This is a genomic window from Inediibacterium massiliense, assembly GCF_001282725.1.
Classification (GTDB): Bacteria; Bacillota; Clostridia; order Peptostreptococcales; family Thermotaleaceae; genus Anaerophilus; species Anaerophilus massiliensis.
Window position 1 is genome coordinate 963338 of the sequence record NZ_LN876586.1, and the last position, 15473, is coordinate 978810.

General features: G+C 30.1%; 14 protein-coding genes and 2 other annotated features. Of the genes, 12 read left to right on the forward strand and 2 right to left on the reverse strand.

Annotation, left to right across the window (positions count from 1 at the left end; all coding sequences use genetic code 11):
- From BN2409_RS08355 to pheT, 9 genes are all read left to right on the forward strand, one after another.
- Window positions 1–1266, forward strand: a complete 1266-nt coding sequence (locus BN2409_RS08355; RefSeq protein ID WP_053956164.1) for an ABC transporter permease subunit — start codon at window positions 1–3, stop codon at window positions 1264–1266.
- Between the two features lie 44 nt (window positions 1267–1310).
- Window positions 1311–1441: a sequence feature (ribosomal protein L20 leader region), on the forward strand.
- 87 nt (window positions 1442–1528) lie between these two features.
- Window positions 1529–1987 carry a translation initiation factor IF-3 gene (gene infC / locus BN2409_RS08360; protein ID WP_422723682.1) on the forward strand — a complete coding sequence of 153 codons (459 nt, stop codon included), beginning with the start codon at window positions 1529–1531 and terminating at the stop codon, window positions 1985–1987.
- 23 nt (window positions 1988–2010) lie between these two features.
- Entirely contained in the window at window positions 2011–2208 is a 198-nt protein-coding gene (rpmI, locus tag BN2409_RS08365) for a 50S ribosomal protein L35 (protein WP_053956166.1), read from the forward strand.
- 26 nt (window positions 2209–2234) lie between these two features.
- On the forward strand, window positions 2235–2594 hold the full coding sequence (rplT, locus tag BN2409_RS08370; protein WP_053956167.1) for a 50S ribosomal protein L20: 360 nt from the start codon (window positions 2235–2237) through the stop codon (window positions 2592–2594).
- A gap of 120 nt (window positions 2595–2714) precedes the next feature.
- The gene (locus tag BN2409_RS08375) at window positions 2715–4079 is read left to right on the forward strand and encodes a TrkH family potassium uptake protein (protein ID WP_330375404.1); all 1365 of its coding nucleotides are present in this window, start codon (window positions 2715–2717) and stop codon (window positions 4077–4079) included.
- Window positions 4080–4092: 13 nt separating this feature from the next.
- Window positions 4093–4755: a potassium channel family protein gene (locus BN2409_RS08380; protein WP_053956169.1), complete on the forward strand. Its 663-nt coding sequence runs from the start codon at window positions 4093–4095 to the stop codon at window positions 4753–4755.
- Window positions 4752–5582 carry a TrmH family RNA methyltransferase gene (locus tag BN2409_RS08385; RefSeq protein ID WP_110943021.1) on the forward strand — a complete coding sequence of 277 codons (831 nt, stop codon included), beginning with the start codon at window positions 4752–4754 and terminating at the stop codon, window positions 5580–5582. Before BN2409_RS08380 ends, BN2409_RS08385 begins: the two co-directional genes overlap by 4 nt.
- A 184-nt stretch (window positions 5583–5766) precedes the next feature.
- Window positions 5767–5984: a binding site (T-box leader), on the forward strand.
- A gap of 52 nt (window positions 5985–6036) precedes the next feature.
- On the forward strand, window positions 6037–7056 hold the full coding sequence (gene pheS, locus BN2409_RS08390; protein ID WP_053956171.1) for a phenylalanine--tRNA ligase subunit alpha: 1020 nt from the start codon (window positions 6037–6039) through the stop codon (window positions 7054–7056).
- A gap of 14 nt (window positions 7057–7070) precedes the next feature.
- On the forward strand, window positions 7071–9464 hold the full coding sequence (gene pheT, locus BN2409_RS08395; protein ID WP_053956172.1) for a phenylalanine--tRNA ligase subunit beta: 2394 nt from the start codon (window positions 7071–7073) through the stop codon (window positions 9462–9464).
- A 282-nt stretch (window positions 9465–9746) separates the two neighbouring features.
- Here the strand turns inward: pheT and BN2409_RS08400 are convergent, their stop codons facing one another.
- Window positions 9747–11450, reverse strand: a complete 1704-nt coding sequence (locus tag BN2409_RS08400) for a glycosyltransferase family protein (RefSeq protein ID WP_053956173.1) — start codon at window positions 11448–11450, stop codon at window positions 9747–9749.
- Window positions 11451–11594: 144 nt separating this feature from the next.
- On the opposite strand from BN2409_RS08400, the gene BN2409_RS08405 reads away from it, so the two are divergent.
- Window positions 11595–12857 (forward strand): nucleotide sugar dehydrogenase, encoded by a 1263-nt coding sequence (locus BN2409_RS08405; RefSeq protein WP_053956174.1) that lies wholly within the window; start codon window positions 11595–11597, stop codon window positions 12855–12857.
- A gap of 11 nt (window positions 12858–12868) precedes the next feature.
- Window positions 12869–13819: an NAD-dependent epimerase/dehydratase family protein gene (locus BN2409_RS08410; RefSeq protein ID WP_053956175.1), complete on the forward strand. Its 951-nt coding sequence runs from the start codon at window positions 12869–12871 to the stop codon at window positions 13817–13819.
- Between the two features lie 63 nt (window positions 13820–13882).
- Here the strand turns inward: BN2409_RS08410 and BN2409_RS08415 are convergent, their stop codons facing one another.
- Window positions 13883–14725, reverse strand: coding sequence for a DNRLRE domain-containing protein (locus tag BN2409_RS08415; protein WP_053956176.1), 843 nt, complete (start codon window positions 14723–14725; stop codon window positions 13883–13885).
- A 120-nt stretch (window positions 14726–14845) separates the two neighbouring features.
- Between BN2409_RS08415 and BN2409_RS08420 the strand changes: the two genes are divergently transcribed.
- The gene (locus tag BN2409_RS08420; RefSeq protein ID WP_053956177.1) at window positions 14846–15463 is read left to right on the forward strand and encodes a PIG-L deacetylase family protein; all 618 of its coding nucleotides are present in this window, start codon (window positions 14846–14848) and stop codon (window positions 15461–15463) included.
- Window positions 15464–15473: the final 10 nt, after the last annotated feature.

The window sequence follows — 15473 nt, forward strand, 5'->3', positions numbered from 1 at the left end:
ATGATCAAAATACAAAATGAAGAATCTCAAAAAGATATGAAAAAGATTTTGTTTGATAATATAGTAACCATTATTTTTGTAATACTTTGTTTAATAGGGATAAAATTATCAAGGCTGCCTATTAGTTTTATTGGAAATGAGATACTTACTAGAATTACTAGAAATTCTTTTTTAGTATTGTCTTTAATCATTCCAGTTGTAGCAGGAATGGGACTTAATTTTAGTATTGTAGTAGGAGCTATGGCAGGTCAAATCGCGATTATTGCTGTAACCCACTGGGGAATTACAGGAATAGAAGGCTTTTTACTTTGTGTAGTACTAAGTACTCCTTTTGCATTAATTTTTGGACATTTAACAGGAAAATTATTAAATAAAACAAAAGGTCAGGAAATGATTGCAAGTATGATTGTAGGATTTTTTGCAAATGGAGTGTATCAATTGGTATTTTTATTTTTGGTAGGAAACATTATTCCAATGAAAAATCCAGTTTTAATGCTTAGTGGAGGAGTTGGAATTAGAAATACTATAGATTTATCTGGAGGAGTAGAACCTACAGGAATTAAATACGCTTTAGATCATTTGTTTAAAATTCCTTTTTTTACTATGATTTTAATTTTTGCTTTTTTAGGAATTTTATATACGGCATATAAATATTTTAAAGAAAGAAAAAAAATTCAAAGAATTCAATGTGGGATATGTCTTTTATTAGGTATATTTAGTATCTTGATGTTAAATAGTTCATCTATGTTAAAAAATTTAAAAGTACCTATTATTACTATTTTAGTAATAGGTAGTCTTTGCTTGTTTAATGTATTGATTTTAAAAACAAAAATAGGCCAAGATTTTAAAGCAGTAGGACAGGATCAACATATTGCAAAAATTGCAGGCATTGATGTAGATAAAACTAGAATTTTAGCTATTACTATTTCTACTTTATTGGCAGCTTGGGGACAGCTTATTTTTCTTCAAAATCTAGGCACATTAAATACTTATGGAAGCCATGAGCAGATAGGAATGTTTTCCATTGCAGCTCTTTTAATTGGAGGAGCATCTGTTTCTAAAGCAACTATAGGGCAGGCTATATTAGGAACGACTCTTTTTCATACACTATTTATTGTATCTCCACTGGCTGGAAAAAATTTATTTGGCGATGCACAGATTGGTGAATTTTTTAGGGTATTTGTAGTATATGGTGTAATTGGCGTATCATTAGGACTTCATGCATGGAAAAAAAGAATAGAAATAAAAAATAAAAAGACTGTATAAAAAAAGGTTGACAATCTAAAAATATAATGATAAACTTGATGAGTAATGTTAAGTAGAAGTTTTCCGCTTCTCACCTTACAACAAAAGTTCGTAAGGTATATATGAGCTTTTTTACTTAAGTATTGGATTGAGCTTATGAAGCGGATGTATATTACATTCGCTTTTTTATTTGTATATAAAAGTTTATCTATTTCATAGGAGGTGTTAAACCATTAAAGAGTTAGAAATCAATGAAGAGATTCGAGATCGTGAAGTAAGGTTAATTGATGCAGAAGGTGAGCAGCTAGGAATTGTTCCTACAAAAAAGGCATTAGACATGGCAATAGAAAAAAGATTAGACCTAGTAAAGGTTGCTGCTCAAGCAAAACCACCAGTATGCAGAATTATGGATTATGGAAAGTACAGATTTGAATTGTCCAAAAAAGAAAAAGAAGCAAAGAAAAAACAAAAGATTATTAATGTAAAAGAAGTTCGATTAAGCCTAAATATTGAAGAACACGATCTAGCTGTAAAAGCAAACAATGCCATTAAATTCCTTTCTAAAGGAGATAAAGTAAAAGTTAGTTTAAGATTTAAAGGAAGAGAAATGGGTTATACCAAATTAGGGTATGAAGTAATGGAAAAATTTACAGCACTTATTATTGAAGCTGGTACTGTAGAGAAAAAGCCGAACTTAGAAGGTAGGAATATGACAATGTTTCTATCACCTAAAAATGCTTAGATACTAGAGGGGAGGAAATTATTATGCCAAAAATGAAAACACATCGTGCAGCAGCAAAGAGATTTAAATTAACTAAAAAAGGTAAGGTAAAAAGAGCAAAAGCTTATAAAAGCCATATCCTAACAAAGAAAACAACAAAGAGAAAAAGAAATTTACGTAAGGCTGCTATTATGCCAAAATCAGAAGAAAAAAGAGTAAAAAGATTATTACCATACGCATAGATAAAAGGTAAAGGAGGTAGAAAAATATGGCAAGAGTAAAAAAAGCAGTAAATGCAAAAAAGAAACATAAAAAAATATTAAAGCTTGCGAAAGGTTATTATGGTGCGAAGAGCAAACTTTTTAGAGTTGCAAATCAAGCTGTAATGAAATCTTTAAGATATGCATATGTAGGACGTAAATTAAGAAAAAGAGATTTTAGAAAACTTTGGATTGCAAGAATCAATGCAGCAGCAAGAATGAATGGAATTTCTTATAGCAAATTGATCAATGGATTAAAACTTTCAGGTATCGAAATCAATAGAAAAATGTTATCTGAAATGGCTATTCATGATGCAGAAGGTTTTGCACAATTAGCAGAAGTTGCAAAACAAAAAGTAAATGCATAAATAGACTCTATATGAGTCTATTTTTCATTTTCATTCATATTTTCGTCTATCCGTGTTCATAATAACCCTAGGGTTTTATTTTGAGTATGCTATAATAAATGTAGATACGCAAAATTAGGGGTGATTGAAATAGAGAAAAATAGAACAATGGGAAAGTTAAAATTAACTTCTTCACAAATTATTGTAATAGGATTTGCAAGTGTAATTGTAATGGGTGCTATTCTTTTAAGTTTACCTATTGCATCTATATCAGGAAAAAGTATAGGATTTATTAATGCATTGTTTACATCTACCTCAGCTGTTTGTGTAACGGGACTTGTAGTAGTAGATACAGCTACTTATTGGACTACTTTTGGACAAACAATTATTATTTTGCTCATTCAAGTAGGTGGATTAGGATTTATGACAATGGCTACATTTTTTGCTTTAATTATCAGAAGAAAGATTACTCTTAGAGAAAGACTTGTGATTCAGGAAGCGTTAAATCAATTTAATACAGCAGGAGTTGTAAGACTGACTCGATATGTACTCATTACAACTTTTATAATAGAAGGAATAGGTGCATTTTTGCTTTCTTTGAGGTTTATTCCAATGTATGGAACTTATAAAGGAATAGGAATGAGTTTATTTCATGCTATTTCTGCTTTTTGTAATGCAGGCTTTGATCTTATGGGGAATTTTACAAGTCTTACAAGATTTGCAGATGATTTTTTGATTAATTTTACAATATGTGGTTTAATTATTTTGGGAGGATTAGGCTTTACAGTCATTGTTGAAGTTTTACAAAAAAGAAAATTTGCAAAATATAGTCTTCATACAAAGCTTGTTTTATATATTACAGGAATTTTAATTTTATTTGGTTTTTTGAGTGTATTTTTGTTAGAATATAGTAATGAAGCAACATTAGGAAGCTTACCTTTTAAAGGAAAGGTATTGTCAGCTTTATTTCATGGAGTTACTCCTAGAACAGCTGGATTTAATACATTGCCTATGGATCAGCTTTCTATGGCAACTGTTTTTATTACTATTGTACTCATGTTTATAGGAGGTTCTTCTGGGTCTACAGCGGGAGGAGTGAAGACTACTACAGCTGGGGTAATTGTTTGGACAATTATTTGTGTGATTAAGGGAAAAGAAGATACTGAAGTGTTTAAAAAAAGAATTCCTAGGGATATTGTCAATAGATCCTTAGCTGTTATAGGAATTAGTATGGCTTTAATTATAGGTGTTACTATGATTTTATCTATTACAGACAACAACCATTCATTTATTGAAATTTTCTTTGAGGCTACTTCTGCTTTTGGAACCGTAGGTTTGTCGTTAGGGATTACACCAAGCTTAAGTATAATGGGAAAAATTGTAGTGATTTTTACCATGTTTGCAGGAAGAGTAGGGCCTTTTACTATAGCTTTAGCATTAGCTAAAATGCAACAAAAGAATAAAGGACTTATCAAATATCCAGAAGAAAGAGTAATTGTAGGATAAAGGGGTGTTATATATGAAGCAATTTGTAGTAATTGGCTGTGGAAGATTTGGTTCAAGTGTCGCAAGAACACTATACGGACTTGGATATGATGTATTGGCTATTGACAGAAATGAAGATGTAATTCAAGGTATTGCAGATTCTGTAACCCATGCAGTACAAGCAGATGCTACAGAGGAAGGAGCTATTAAAGCTTTAGGAATCAGAAATTTTGATGTTGCTGTCATTACAATTGGTTCTAATATACAATCTTCTATTATGGCCACTTTACTTGTGAAAGAATTAGGCGTAAAGTATGTAGTAACAAAAGCACAAAGTGAATTACATGCAAAGGTTTTATATAAGATTGGAGCAGATCGAGTTGTATTTCCAGAAAGGGATATGGGCGTAAGAGTAGCTCACAATCTTGTATCTTCTAATATATTAGATTATATAGAACTAGCTCCAGACTACAGTATTGTAGAGATTTCTTCATTAGGAGAATGGGAAGGAAAAAATTTACAACAATTAGATATGAGAGCGAAATATGGAATCAATGTAATGGCTATTAAGCATGGAGGAGAAATCAATATAGCTCCAAGTGCTACAGATATTGTAAGAAAAGATGATGTATTAGTTGTAATTGGACATAATGATGATATACAAAAAATTGAAAGAAAGGCAGAAAGTATAAAATGAAGTCGTCAATCGTGTATATCACCTCTGAGGACAATGGAGTCATCAAAACTACAAAACAATTAGAAAAAAGGAAATATCGACAAAAAACGAAGAAATATATCATAGAGGGCATAAGAATTATAAAAGATGCTATAGAAAATAAGAAAAGCATAGAATATATTATATTTTGTGAAGAATTATATAAAAGTAAAGATGCAGATGAAATTTTAGAGATTTTATTGCATAAAGGAATAAAGGTTTATCAAGTTCCAACGCCTTTATTTATAAAGCTTTCGGATACCCAAACACCACAAGGCATTTTAGGAATTCTTTCTATGGAGGAGTATGAAATAGAGAAAATCTTTAAAAAATCTAATGGATTATTTTTAGTATTAGATAGAATTCAAGATCCAGGAAATTTGGGTACTATGATTCGAACTGCAGATGCAGCAGGAGTTGATGCAGTTTTTTTATCTAAAGGATGTGTAGATTTATATAATTTAAAAACAATCAGATCTACTATGGGATCTATTTTTCATATGCCTATTATCCACATGGAAGAAACCATAAATATATTAGAAATATTAAAAGGACAAAAAATACATATTATCACTACAAGCTTAGATACAAGCTATTATTATGATGAAATAGATTATACAAAAAATGTGGCTATTATTATAGGAAATGAAGGAAATGGAGTAGAAAAAGAAGTCATTGATTGTTCAGATTTTGTAGTGAAAATTCCTATGATTGGATGTGCAGAGTCGTTAAATGCTTCTGTAGCTTCTTCTATTGTTATGTATGAAGCTGTAAGACAAAGAAGGAATCAGAAAATTTTAAAAATATGACAAAATGGAGTAAGCCATTCTTGTAAACCTTATTTTGCTATGCTATAATGAAGGAAAAGTAGTATAAAAGGGGTGTGAGCATGATGCTCGCTACAGCAGAATGGCTTTGGGAAATTTTTTTATTAACAGGAAATATTCATGCCTATTTAGGCTATAAACAAATGATTTCAAATCATTTATAACAAAAACAGTGAGGATAGAGAAAAGTAGGTTATAGGATTCTTTACAGAGAGAAAATGTTATAAGCTGAGAGCATTTTTAAAGGGAAATCTAACTGAAGTTCACTCTTGAACTATAGGATTGAAATAATCGTAGGTCCTATCGGTAGACGCCGTTATGTCAATAAGTGGTTGAAATATTCAATTATTAGGGTGGTACCGCGGAGCAGTCTTCGTCCCTTTTGGGGATGAAGATTTTTTTGTATATAAAAAGGTAATCTGAAAGGAGTATGAAAATGAAGGATCAATTAGAAAAAATAAAAAATCTTGCCAAAAGTGCTATTGAAGCTACTAAAAGTATGCAGGATTTAGAGCAAATTAGAGTAAAGTATTTAGGCAAAAAGGGAGAATTGACTTTAGTTTTAAGAGGCATGAAGGATTTATCTAATGAGGAAAGACCTCTTATTGGTAAAATTGCCAATGAAGTAAGAGAAGAAATAGAAGGTTCATTACAAAAGGCAATAGAAGCTGTAAAACAAAAGGAAAAAAACATTAGACTTCAAAAAGAAACCATAGATGTTACTATGCCAGGAACAGAATGTAAGTTAGGACATAAACATCCTCTTACAAAAGTATTAGATGAAATAAAAGATATTTTTATAGGAATGGGATTTAAAATTGCAGAAGGGCCAGAAGTAGAAACGGTATATCATAATTTTGATGCACTCAATGCTCCTAAAAACCATCCTTCAAGGGATATGAGTGATACATTTTATATCACAGAAGATATTTTACTTAGAACTCAAACATCTCCTGTTCAAATCCGTACCATGAAAAGACAAACTCCACCTATTAAAATTATTTCTCCAGGAAGATGTTTTAGATTTGATGAATTGGATGCTACACACTCTCCAATGTTTCATCAAGTAGAGGGGCTTGTAATAGATAAGGGTATTACTATGGCAGATTTAAAAGGAACACTGGATTTATTTGCAAAACAATTATTTGGAATAGGAACAAAAACAAAATTTAGACCTCATCATTTCCCATTTACAGAACCAAGTGCTGAGGTAGATGTAACTTGTTTTAAGTGTGAAGGAGAAGGTTGTAAGGTGTGCAAAGGAAGTGGATGGATTGAAATATTAGGAGCAGGAATGGTTCATCCAAATGTATTAAAAGAATGTGGAATAGATCCAGAAGAATATAGTGGATTTGCTTTTGGAATGGGACTAGATAGAGTCACTATGTTAAAATATGGAATAGAAGATATAAGACTTCTATTTGAAAATGATATGCGTTTTATTGAACAATTCTAAAGGGAGGTATATAGATGTTTATATCAACACAGTGGTTAAACGATTATGTAGATATTAAAAATTTAGATATAGATACTTTAAGCAATGGACTTGTTATGTCTGGATCCAATATAGAGACAGTAGAAATGTTAGGAGAGAATATAGAAAAAATAGTAGTAGGAAAAATATTAGAAATTAAACCTCATCCAGATGCACAAAAGCTTGTTGTAACACAAGTAGACATTGGAGAAGAAGTAATTCAGATTGTTACAGGAGCTACAAATGTTGAAGAAGGTCAATATATTCCTGTTGTATTACATGGAGGAAAATTGCCTGATGGAACAAAAATTAAAAAGGGAAAGCTTAGAGGGATTGTATCTAATGGAATGATGTGTGGTGGAGAAGAATTAGGAATTAATGATAAGGTATTCCCTACACATAAAATCAAGGATGGTATTTATATATTAGATGAAGAGTACCCATTAGGAACAGATATAAAAGATATATTAGAGTTAAATGATCATGTTATTGAGTTTGAGATTACTCCAAATCGTCCCGATTGTTTAAGTGTAATAGGAATGGCAAGAGAGACTGCCGCAACTTTTAATCTATCTTTAAAGTATCCTGATATCAATATAAAAGAAGAAACAGAGGATATTAAGGACTATGCATCTATAGAAGTAAAAAATAATGAACTTTGCAAAAGATATGTAGCAAGAGTGATAAAAGATGTAGTGGTCACTCATTCTCCTCAATGGTTACAAAATAGATTAAGAAAAATGGGAATGCGTTCTATTAATAATATAGTAGATATCACAAATTATGTAATGTTAGAACTTGGACAACCTCTTCATGCTTTTGATTTAGATCAATTAAAAAATCAAAAAATAGTAGTAAAAAACGCAGAGGAAAAAACTTTTACTACTTTAGATGAGGCAGAAAGAAATATAGATGAAAATATGCTTATGATTTATGATGGAGAAAAAGCTGTTGCTGTAGCAGGGGTCATGGGAGGACTAAACTCTGAAGTTACAAAAAGTACTCAGACAATTCTTTTAGAGTCAGCAAATTTTAATGGAGATTCTGTAAGAACTACATCTAAAAGATTAGGACTTAGAACAGAAGCATCTGCGAGATTTGAAAAAGGAGTAGATCTAGACTTAGCACTTAAGGCTGCCAATAGAGTTTGCCAGCTTATTGAACAAATTGGGGCAGGAAAAGTTGTCAAAGGAGTTATTGACATATATCCTAAAGTAGAGGAAGAAAAAAATATTTTAGTAAGACCAAATAGAATCAATGAGTTATTAGGAACAAAATTATCTAAAAGTGAAATGATTAAAATATTAGAAAAGTTAGAGATGAAAGTACAAGATGAAGAAGAAAATATGATGGTTACAGTTCCTACCTTTAGATTTGATATTACCCAGGAAATAGATTTTGTAGAAGAGATTGCAAGAATCTATGGATTCAATCGTTTGGATATGACTCTCCCTAAAGGAAGTAGCCAGGGAGCAAAGACAAATGGACAAATTATAGAAGATATTATAAAAAACACTTTAAATGCAGTTGGTTTAAATGAAATTCAAACCTATTCTTTTATGAGTCCTAAAGTTTTTGATCTATTATGTATTGGAAAAGAAAGCTTTATGAGAAGGGTTGTAAAAGTGATCAATCCTTTAGGGGAAGAAAATAGTATTATGAGAACTACTTTAATGGGGAATATGTTAGAGGTATTATCTAGAAATTATAATAGAAATGTGGAAGAAGCAAGAGCTTTTGAACTTGGAAATACATTTATACCCCAAAATATTCCTGTTACTGAATTACCTATAGAAAAGAAAGTATTAACCATTGGAATGTATGGAAAAGAAGTAGATTTTTATAGTATGAAGGGAGCTGTAGAAGCTTTACTGAAAAGACTTGGAATAGAAAATATAGAATATATTCCAGAAAAAAATCATGCTACTTTCCATCCAGGAAGATGTGCAAATATAGTCTATGGAAATCATACATTAGGAGTTATGGGAGAAATTCATCCAGATGTATTAGAAAATTATAAAATGGGAACAAGAGTATATGTAGTAGAAATAGATGGTACGATGCTTATGGAAGTTACGAGACTAGATAGAGTTTATAAGGAACTGCCTAAATATCCTGCTATGACAAGAGATATTGCTTTGGTAGTAAAGGATGAAGTGTATGTAAAGCAAATTGAAGATATTGCAAGAGTCAATGGGGGAGAAATTTTAGAAAACATTAAACTATTTGATGTATACAAAGGAAAACAAATAGAAGAAGGATATAAAAGTATTGCTTATTCTCTTACTTATAGAGCAAAGAATAGAACATTGACAGATGAAGAAGTGACAAAAGTACATGAAAAAATTGTAAAAACTTTGGAAGAAAAACTTGGTGGTTCTTTAAGATAATGAATAAGAAAGCCTTACTTTATTGAAGTAAGGCTTTTTTTATATACAAAATCATAAAAAACGTCACTAATTTTCAAATTTGGAAAATATAAAGAAACGATCGAAAATAGCATTACAAACTCGCTATGCTCAAACAGTGTAATGCTAAGAAGTTTCTCACTTATTCTATATTTTCACAAATTCTTAATAATTGTTTCTAATTTTTATGATTTTGCTACAATATAATTTGTCAACAGTCTGAGCGCTACCTTATTTAAGTAAGGCTTTTTAAAGTAAAAAATTTTATACAGTAATAGGGGTAATATAATCTTTTGTTTTCCCTTGTATTTCACATTTTCTTAAAAATTCATCATCATCTATTTTCCAAGTATGATCTTCTATAGAGGGGTGCCTTATAGCTATAAAATTAAATCGGTCTGAAGCATATAATTTTATTCTTTTTCTTACACAATCCTGCCAAAAATAAGTTACAGTTTGTATAGTTGTATCTTGGAATTTTATTTGATTCCATACTTGCTTTTTCATAATAAATGCAGCGCCACATAAAAAATGGGTATATCGATTTTCTAGATTTGAAAACCTCAATGCTAATGTATTGCTTTTTTCTAAATAACAATAGTAAGTATGCTTGCCTATGACTTGAGCATCTGTATATAAAAATCCATTCATTAAATCTTCTAAGAAGTGAGGAGCATAATAATTATCATCATCAAATTTAGAGATATAATGATATTTTGATTGAGCAATTCCAAAGTTTAGACATTCTCCTAAAGATTTGGTTTCATTTATTTGAAATATCTTTATCTTTTTATCAAATTTTGTTTTTTTCTTCCAATCTTTTAGATTCATTTGATTATTATTTAAAACAATAATTAATTCTTTTTCTTTATAATTTTGTCTATAAAAATTATCTAATATAGGATCTATACTATCGATTCGATTTGTACAAGTGATAATAGACACTCCTAAGTCAGTTTTGTAAGTTTTTATTCCTATTTTCTGAAGAATTGTTTCTAACCTTTTTTCATAAGTATGATATTTTAAAACTTTTCTTAGACCTAATAAAGATAATCGGTCTCTATATTCTTTATTCTGAATCAAAAGATCTAAATATTTTTCTACATCTTGTTCTGTTTTACATAGAGGAACAATTTTTTTGAAAAAATTTTCTATTCCTATACTGTAGCTGCTGATGACGTTGGTTCCAGAAGCTAAAATTTCAAATACTCTTCTTGAAAACATAGTAGGACTATCAGATATGATATTAGCATTTAAAAATATATCATATTTTTTATAAAATTCAACCATTTTATCGTAAGAAAGATTTCTGTGGATAAAAGGTTGATAGAGATTGGGAAATTTAAAAGCATGATTTGCATGAGAATGATACATTCTATCATAAATGTGCAAATTATATTTTAATGCAGGTTTAAGAATTATTTCCATATTTTTTATTCTATCTTCAAACATACTATACCAAGTACCTGCAAAAGCTACTTTTCCTAGACGAACTTTATCTTTATGGACAGGATTGTGTATTTTAGGTTGGGCTGCAAAGGGCAATATATAAACTTGATTATGGCCTAATAGCTCTTTATATTTGGGTATGCAGCTTTGATCTGTTGTAAAGACATAATCAAATAATTTAGCAGTTTCTAAAAAAGATGAAAAGAATAAGGGATCTTCTTTATTCCAAAAAATAGTTGGAATTTTTCTTTTTTTACATTCATATATTAATTGTTTGAGAGATTGATTTTTAATTTTTTCTAAATGAGCAATTTTATAAGACCATCGTCCTTTGTTACCTTCCCAAGCAGATTCTACAAAAATCAAATCAGGTTTTTCTTGGATGAGTATACTTTTCCAAGAAAAAGGATCAAGGGGTATGAGATATGCTTCATATTTAAAACATTCATAACTAAAGGGATCTAATATAACTCCTATTTTAAGTTTTCCTTTTATAAATTTTGAGTATAAATCATTCATTATTGTTCCTCCTATAGGATACTATCCTATTATGAAAATATGCAGATTCTTCCTATATGGTGCAACAAATTTGGTACCCTATAGATATTGTATTCATATGATATTTTAGGAGCCATATAAGGATAAAAAATAAGGAGGATAAAAATGAAGATTTATGTTTTTGGTTTGGGACATATTGGCCTCCCTATGGCAGTGTTTATGTGTATGAAGGGATATGAAGTCATAGGAGTAGATATAAATCCTCAAAGGATAGAGGATATAAAAAAAGGAGAAATTTCAATATATGAATATGATAATGGTGTGCATATTTCAAAAATTGCAAAAAAATTTATCCATCAGAAGAAATTATCAGTATATACCAATTATAATAGGATAGATGAAGAACCAGCTGTATTTGTTATAACGGTAGGAATTGAAGCATTAAAAGATGGATCACAAGATATAACACCTATTCAAAAGGTGGTCAATACTATTTTTCCGACTCTTTTAGATGAAGATCTTTTATTATTTAAGACTACGATGATTCCAGGAATATGTGAAAAAATAATTGTTCCTCAATTAGAAAAAGTCAATAAAAAAATTTATTTATCTTATTGTCCGGAGACTATTCTTGAAGGTTATGCTTTTGAAGAATTAAAAAATAATACAAGAATTCTTGCGGCGATGAATAATGAAAGTTATCAAGTAGCAGAAAAGTTTTTATATAGTTTATCACATACTCCTATTTATAAAGCAAAAGATATTAAAACAGCTGAATTGACAAAAGTAATACAAAATATATCAAGAGATGTAGAAATTGCTTTGGCGAATGAAATAAGTGATATAGCATCTTATTTAGGAGTAGATATTTGTGAACTTAAAGACCTTGTAAATACTCATCCTAGAGTGAAACTTCTTGACCCGGGAATTGGTGTTGGAGGATATTGTATTCCTAATGCACTTTATTATTTAAAATGTGCTCTAAAGGAGGATGATCCATCTTCTGTTTTAATGGAGCTTGCTAGAAAATTAAATGATAAGAGACCAGAAAAAAAAATAGAAATGATTGAGAAGTTATTTAAAAAAATAGGAAAAAGTATAAACGGGTCTAAGATATCTATCATAGGACTTGCAATGAAAGATTATTGTTCAGATTGTAGAAATAGTCCTGCTGTATATATAGCTATGAAATTAAGGGATCAAGGGGCAAAAGTTTTAGGGTACGATCCGGTAGTACCTATGAAATATGATTTTCAAGTGAATTCTTTAATAGAATGTATTGAGAATGCAGATTGTATTATTATAACAGCCAAACAAAAGGATATAAACTATGATCAAATATTGATTCAATCAGATGTAGATACAGTCATTATAGATACTAAAAATGTTTTATCTAAAGACACAAACAAGAAAATATATAGGATATAAGAGGTGGAAAAATGGAAGATGCAAAAATAGTTGTTATTACTGGAGGAGCAGGATTTATAGGATCTCATCTTGTGGAATTATTTCTTCATAAAAATTACAAAGTAATTGTAATAGATGATTTGTCAAGTGGAAATATTTCTAATCTGCCTCAATCGAAAAATTTATATTTCTTTAAAAAAGATATCAGAGATCCTTCTATAGAATGTATTTATAAACGGTATAAACCAAATATCATTTTTCATTTAGCTGCTCATTTTGCCAATGAATTATCGATTCAAGAACCTATTGATGATCTAGATGTAAATGGAGGAGGAACATTAGCACAATTAGAATTAGCAAAAAAAATAGGGGTAGAGCGTTTTGTATATGCATCTACTTCTTGTGTATATAATCCATCAGAATATCCATTAAAAGAAGATGGTTCACTATGTCCTCATACTCCTTATGGAATATCCAAATTGTCAGGAGAATATTATTGCCAATTTTATAAAAAATATTATGGATTACCTATTACGATTCTTCGATATTTTAATTGTTATGGATCTAAGGAAAATACAAACTTTTATAGAGGAGTGGTTCCTAAATTTATCCATCAAGCACTTAGGGGATTACCTATAATCATTACAGGAAGTGGAGATGAAAAAAGAGATTTTACTTATATAGAGGATACAGTAAAGGCAACATATTTGGCTGCAATAAAAGAGGAAGGGAAAAATGAAATTTTTAATATAGGAACTGGACAGAGTACAAGTATTTTTGATTTAGCTCAAAATATCCTTAAGATTTCAAAAAGATCTTTAGATATTCAGTACAATCCTAGGCGTTTATGGGATGAAACATTTTATCGAACAGCAAATATAAAAAAGCTGTATGATCTTTTAGATTTTCAACCTCAATATTCTTTAGAGAAAGGATTAAGTAAAACTTGGAATTGGTATGATGAAATATCATCTGTAAAATAGTATAGTTTACTGACAAATTCATAAGCTTTTTATTCTTGATTATGAATTTGTCAGTTTTTAATATTATCCTTTTATAGAAGCATAAATGGATAAAGTAGTAGGTTCTCCAAGGGTATGAGATGCATAAGCAATACGAGCATAATTAAAGTATGCAGAAGTACTTAGGGTGATAGTATCTTGCGAAGATAAAGAAGGAACTGTATAGGCAAGAGGAAGATGATCAATCCATGTAGATCCGTCAGGACTAAGCTGTATGAGTACATCTCCTCTATAATTACCTGTATTTTTTATACCAAATGTAGCTATTCTAGGACCTAAAAAAATGGGAGTAGAACCACTTTGATCATTAGTTGTTGTAACATTTTCTACTGGATACGTGAAAAGATAATTTCCGGAAAAATGAATTTCTAAATAGGGCCAATAAGCAGAATCTGCCCATCTTGTACTTTTATATGCAACTAATCCATTGGCACTTTCTAATCCAATTAATATAATTCCATTATTTGTAATGGTCTTTTCCATCCAGCCTTTTACTAAAGAAGTAATATCCCATTGTATAAATTTGTTGATTTCATTAGTAATAGAAACAGATGCATTTGCGGTAGATGAATAAGATGGAGCAGTATTGTAGGTGACAGTATTTTGATCAAAAGAAGTTTCTAATTGATAGATGGTATTAGGTTTAGATATACTTGGAACCTCATTTCGATAAAGATATAAATTTAAATAAGCTGATTCAATGTTTCCTACTAATGATGAGAAATCAAATTGAAGTAAAGTTCGTTTTGTATCTCCAGGACCTGTAAATCGACCCACATCTAATGAAGGAGCTTGAGCGTAATTTATTGATGGATAGTACTGAGAAATATAGACATTTTGTGTGGGAAATAATTTAATTGTATTCAATTATTATCATTCCTTTCGATTTTTATTTTTCTCGATTTACTAATATGTTTATTTATAAATATATGTGCTTGATAAAGAAGAATACAATTTTAAATGAATAAAAAGTAGGAGGGTGAGGATATGAGAGTATTGGTAGTAGGTGCTCATCCTGATGATATTGAACCTCAAATGGGAGGAACGATTGCTAAACTAACACAAAAAGGACATGAAGTTTTAATTTTACAAGTTACAAAGACAGGAGACCATATAGCAGATATACGAATCAAAGAGTCTATAGTGGCAGCGAGTATCTTAAAAGCAAGTATTAAGCATTTAAATTTTAATCAAGATACTTTTGGACTGCAAAGAAAAGTAATTCAAAGTATAGATCAAGTAATAGAGGAGTTTAAACCAGATGAAATATATACATGTTGGGAACATGATTCTCATCAGGATCATAGAATTGTTTATGAAGCAGTAATAGCAGCTTCGAGAAAGAATACAGCAAATCTATATTGTTTTGAACCCATTCTTCCAGGAGGAATTACTCCCTATGGATTTGAAAGCAATTATTATGTAGATATTTCGGATACTATACAAAAAAAGATGGAAAGTATGATTGCATATAAATCCCAGATAGAAAAGTATGGAGAGGACTGGATCCATGCTATATATGCAAGAGCAAAAATAAGAGGTTTTCAAATTCATGTTCCATATGCAGAGGCATTTAAAATCATTAAATTGATTGGTAAAATTTGAAAAGGGGATG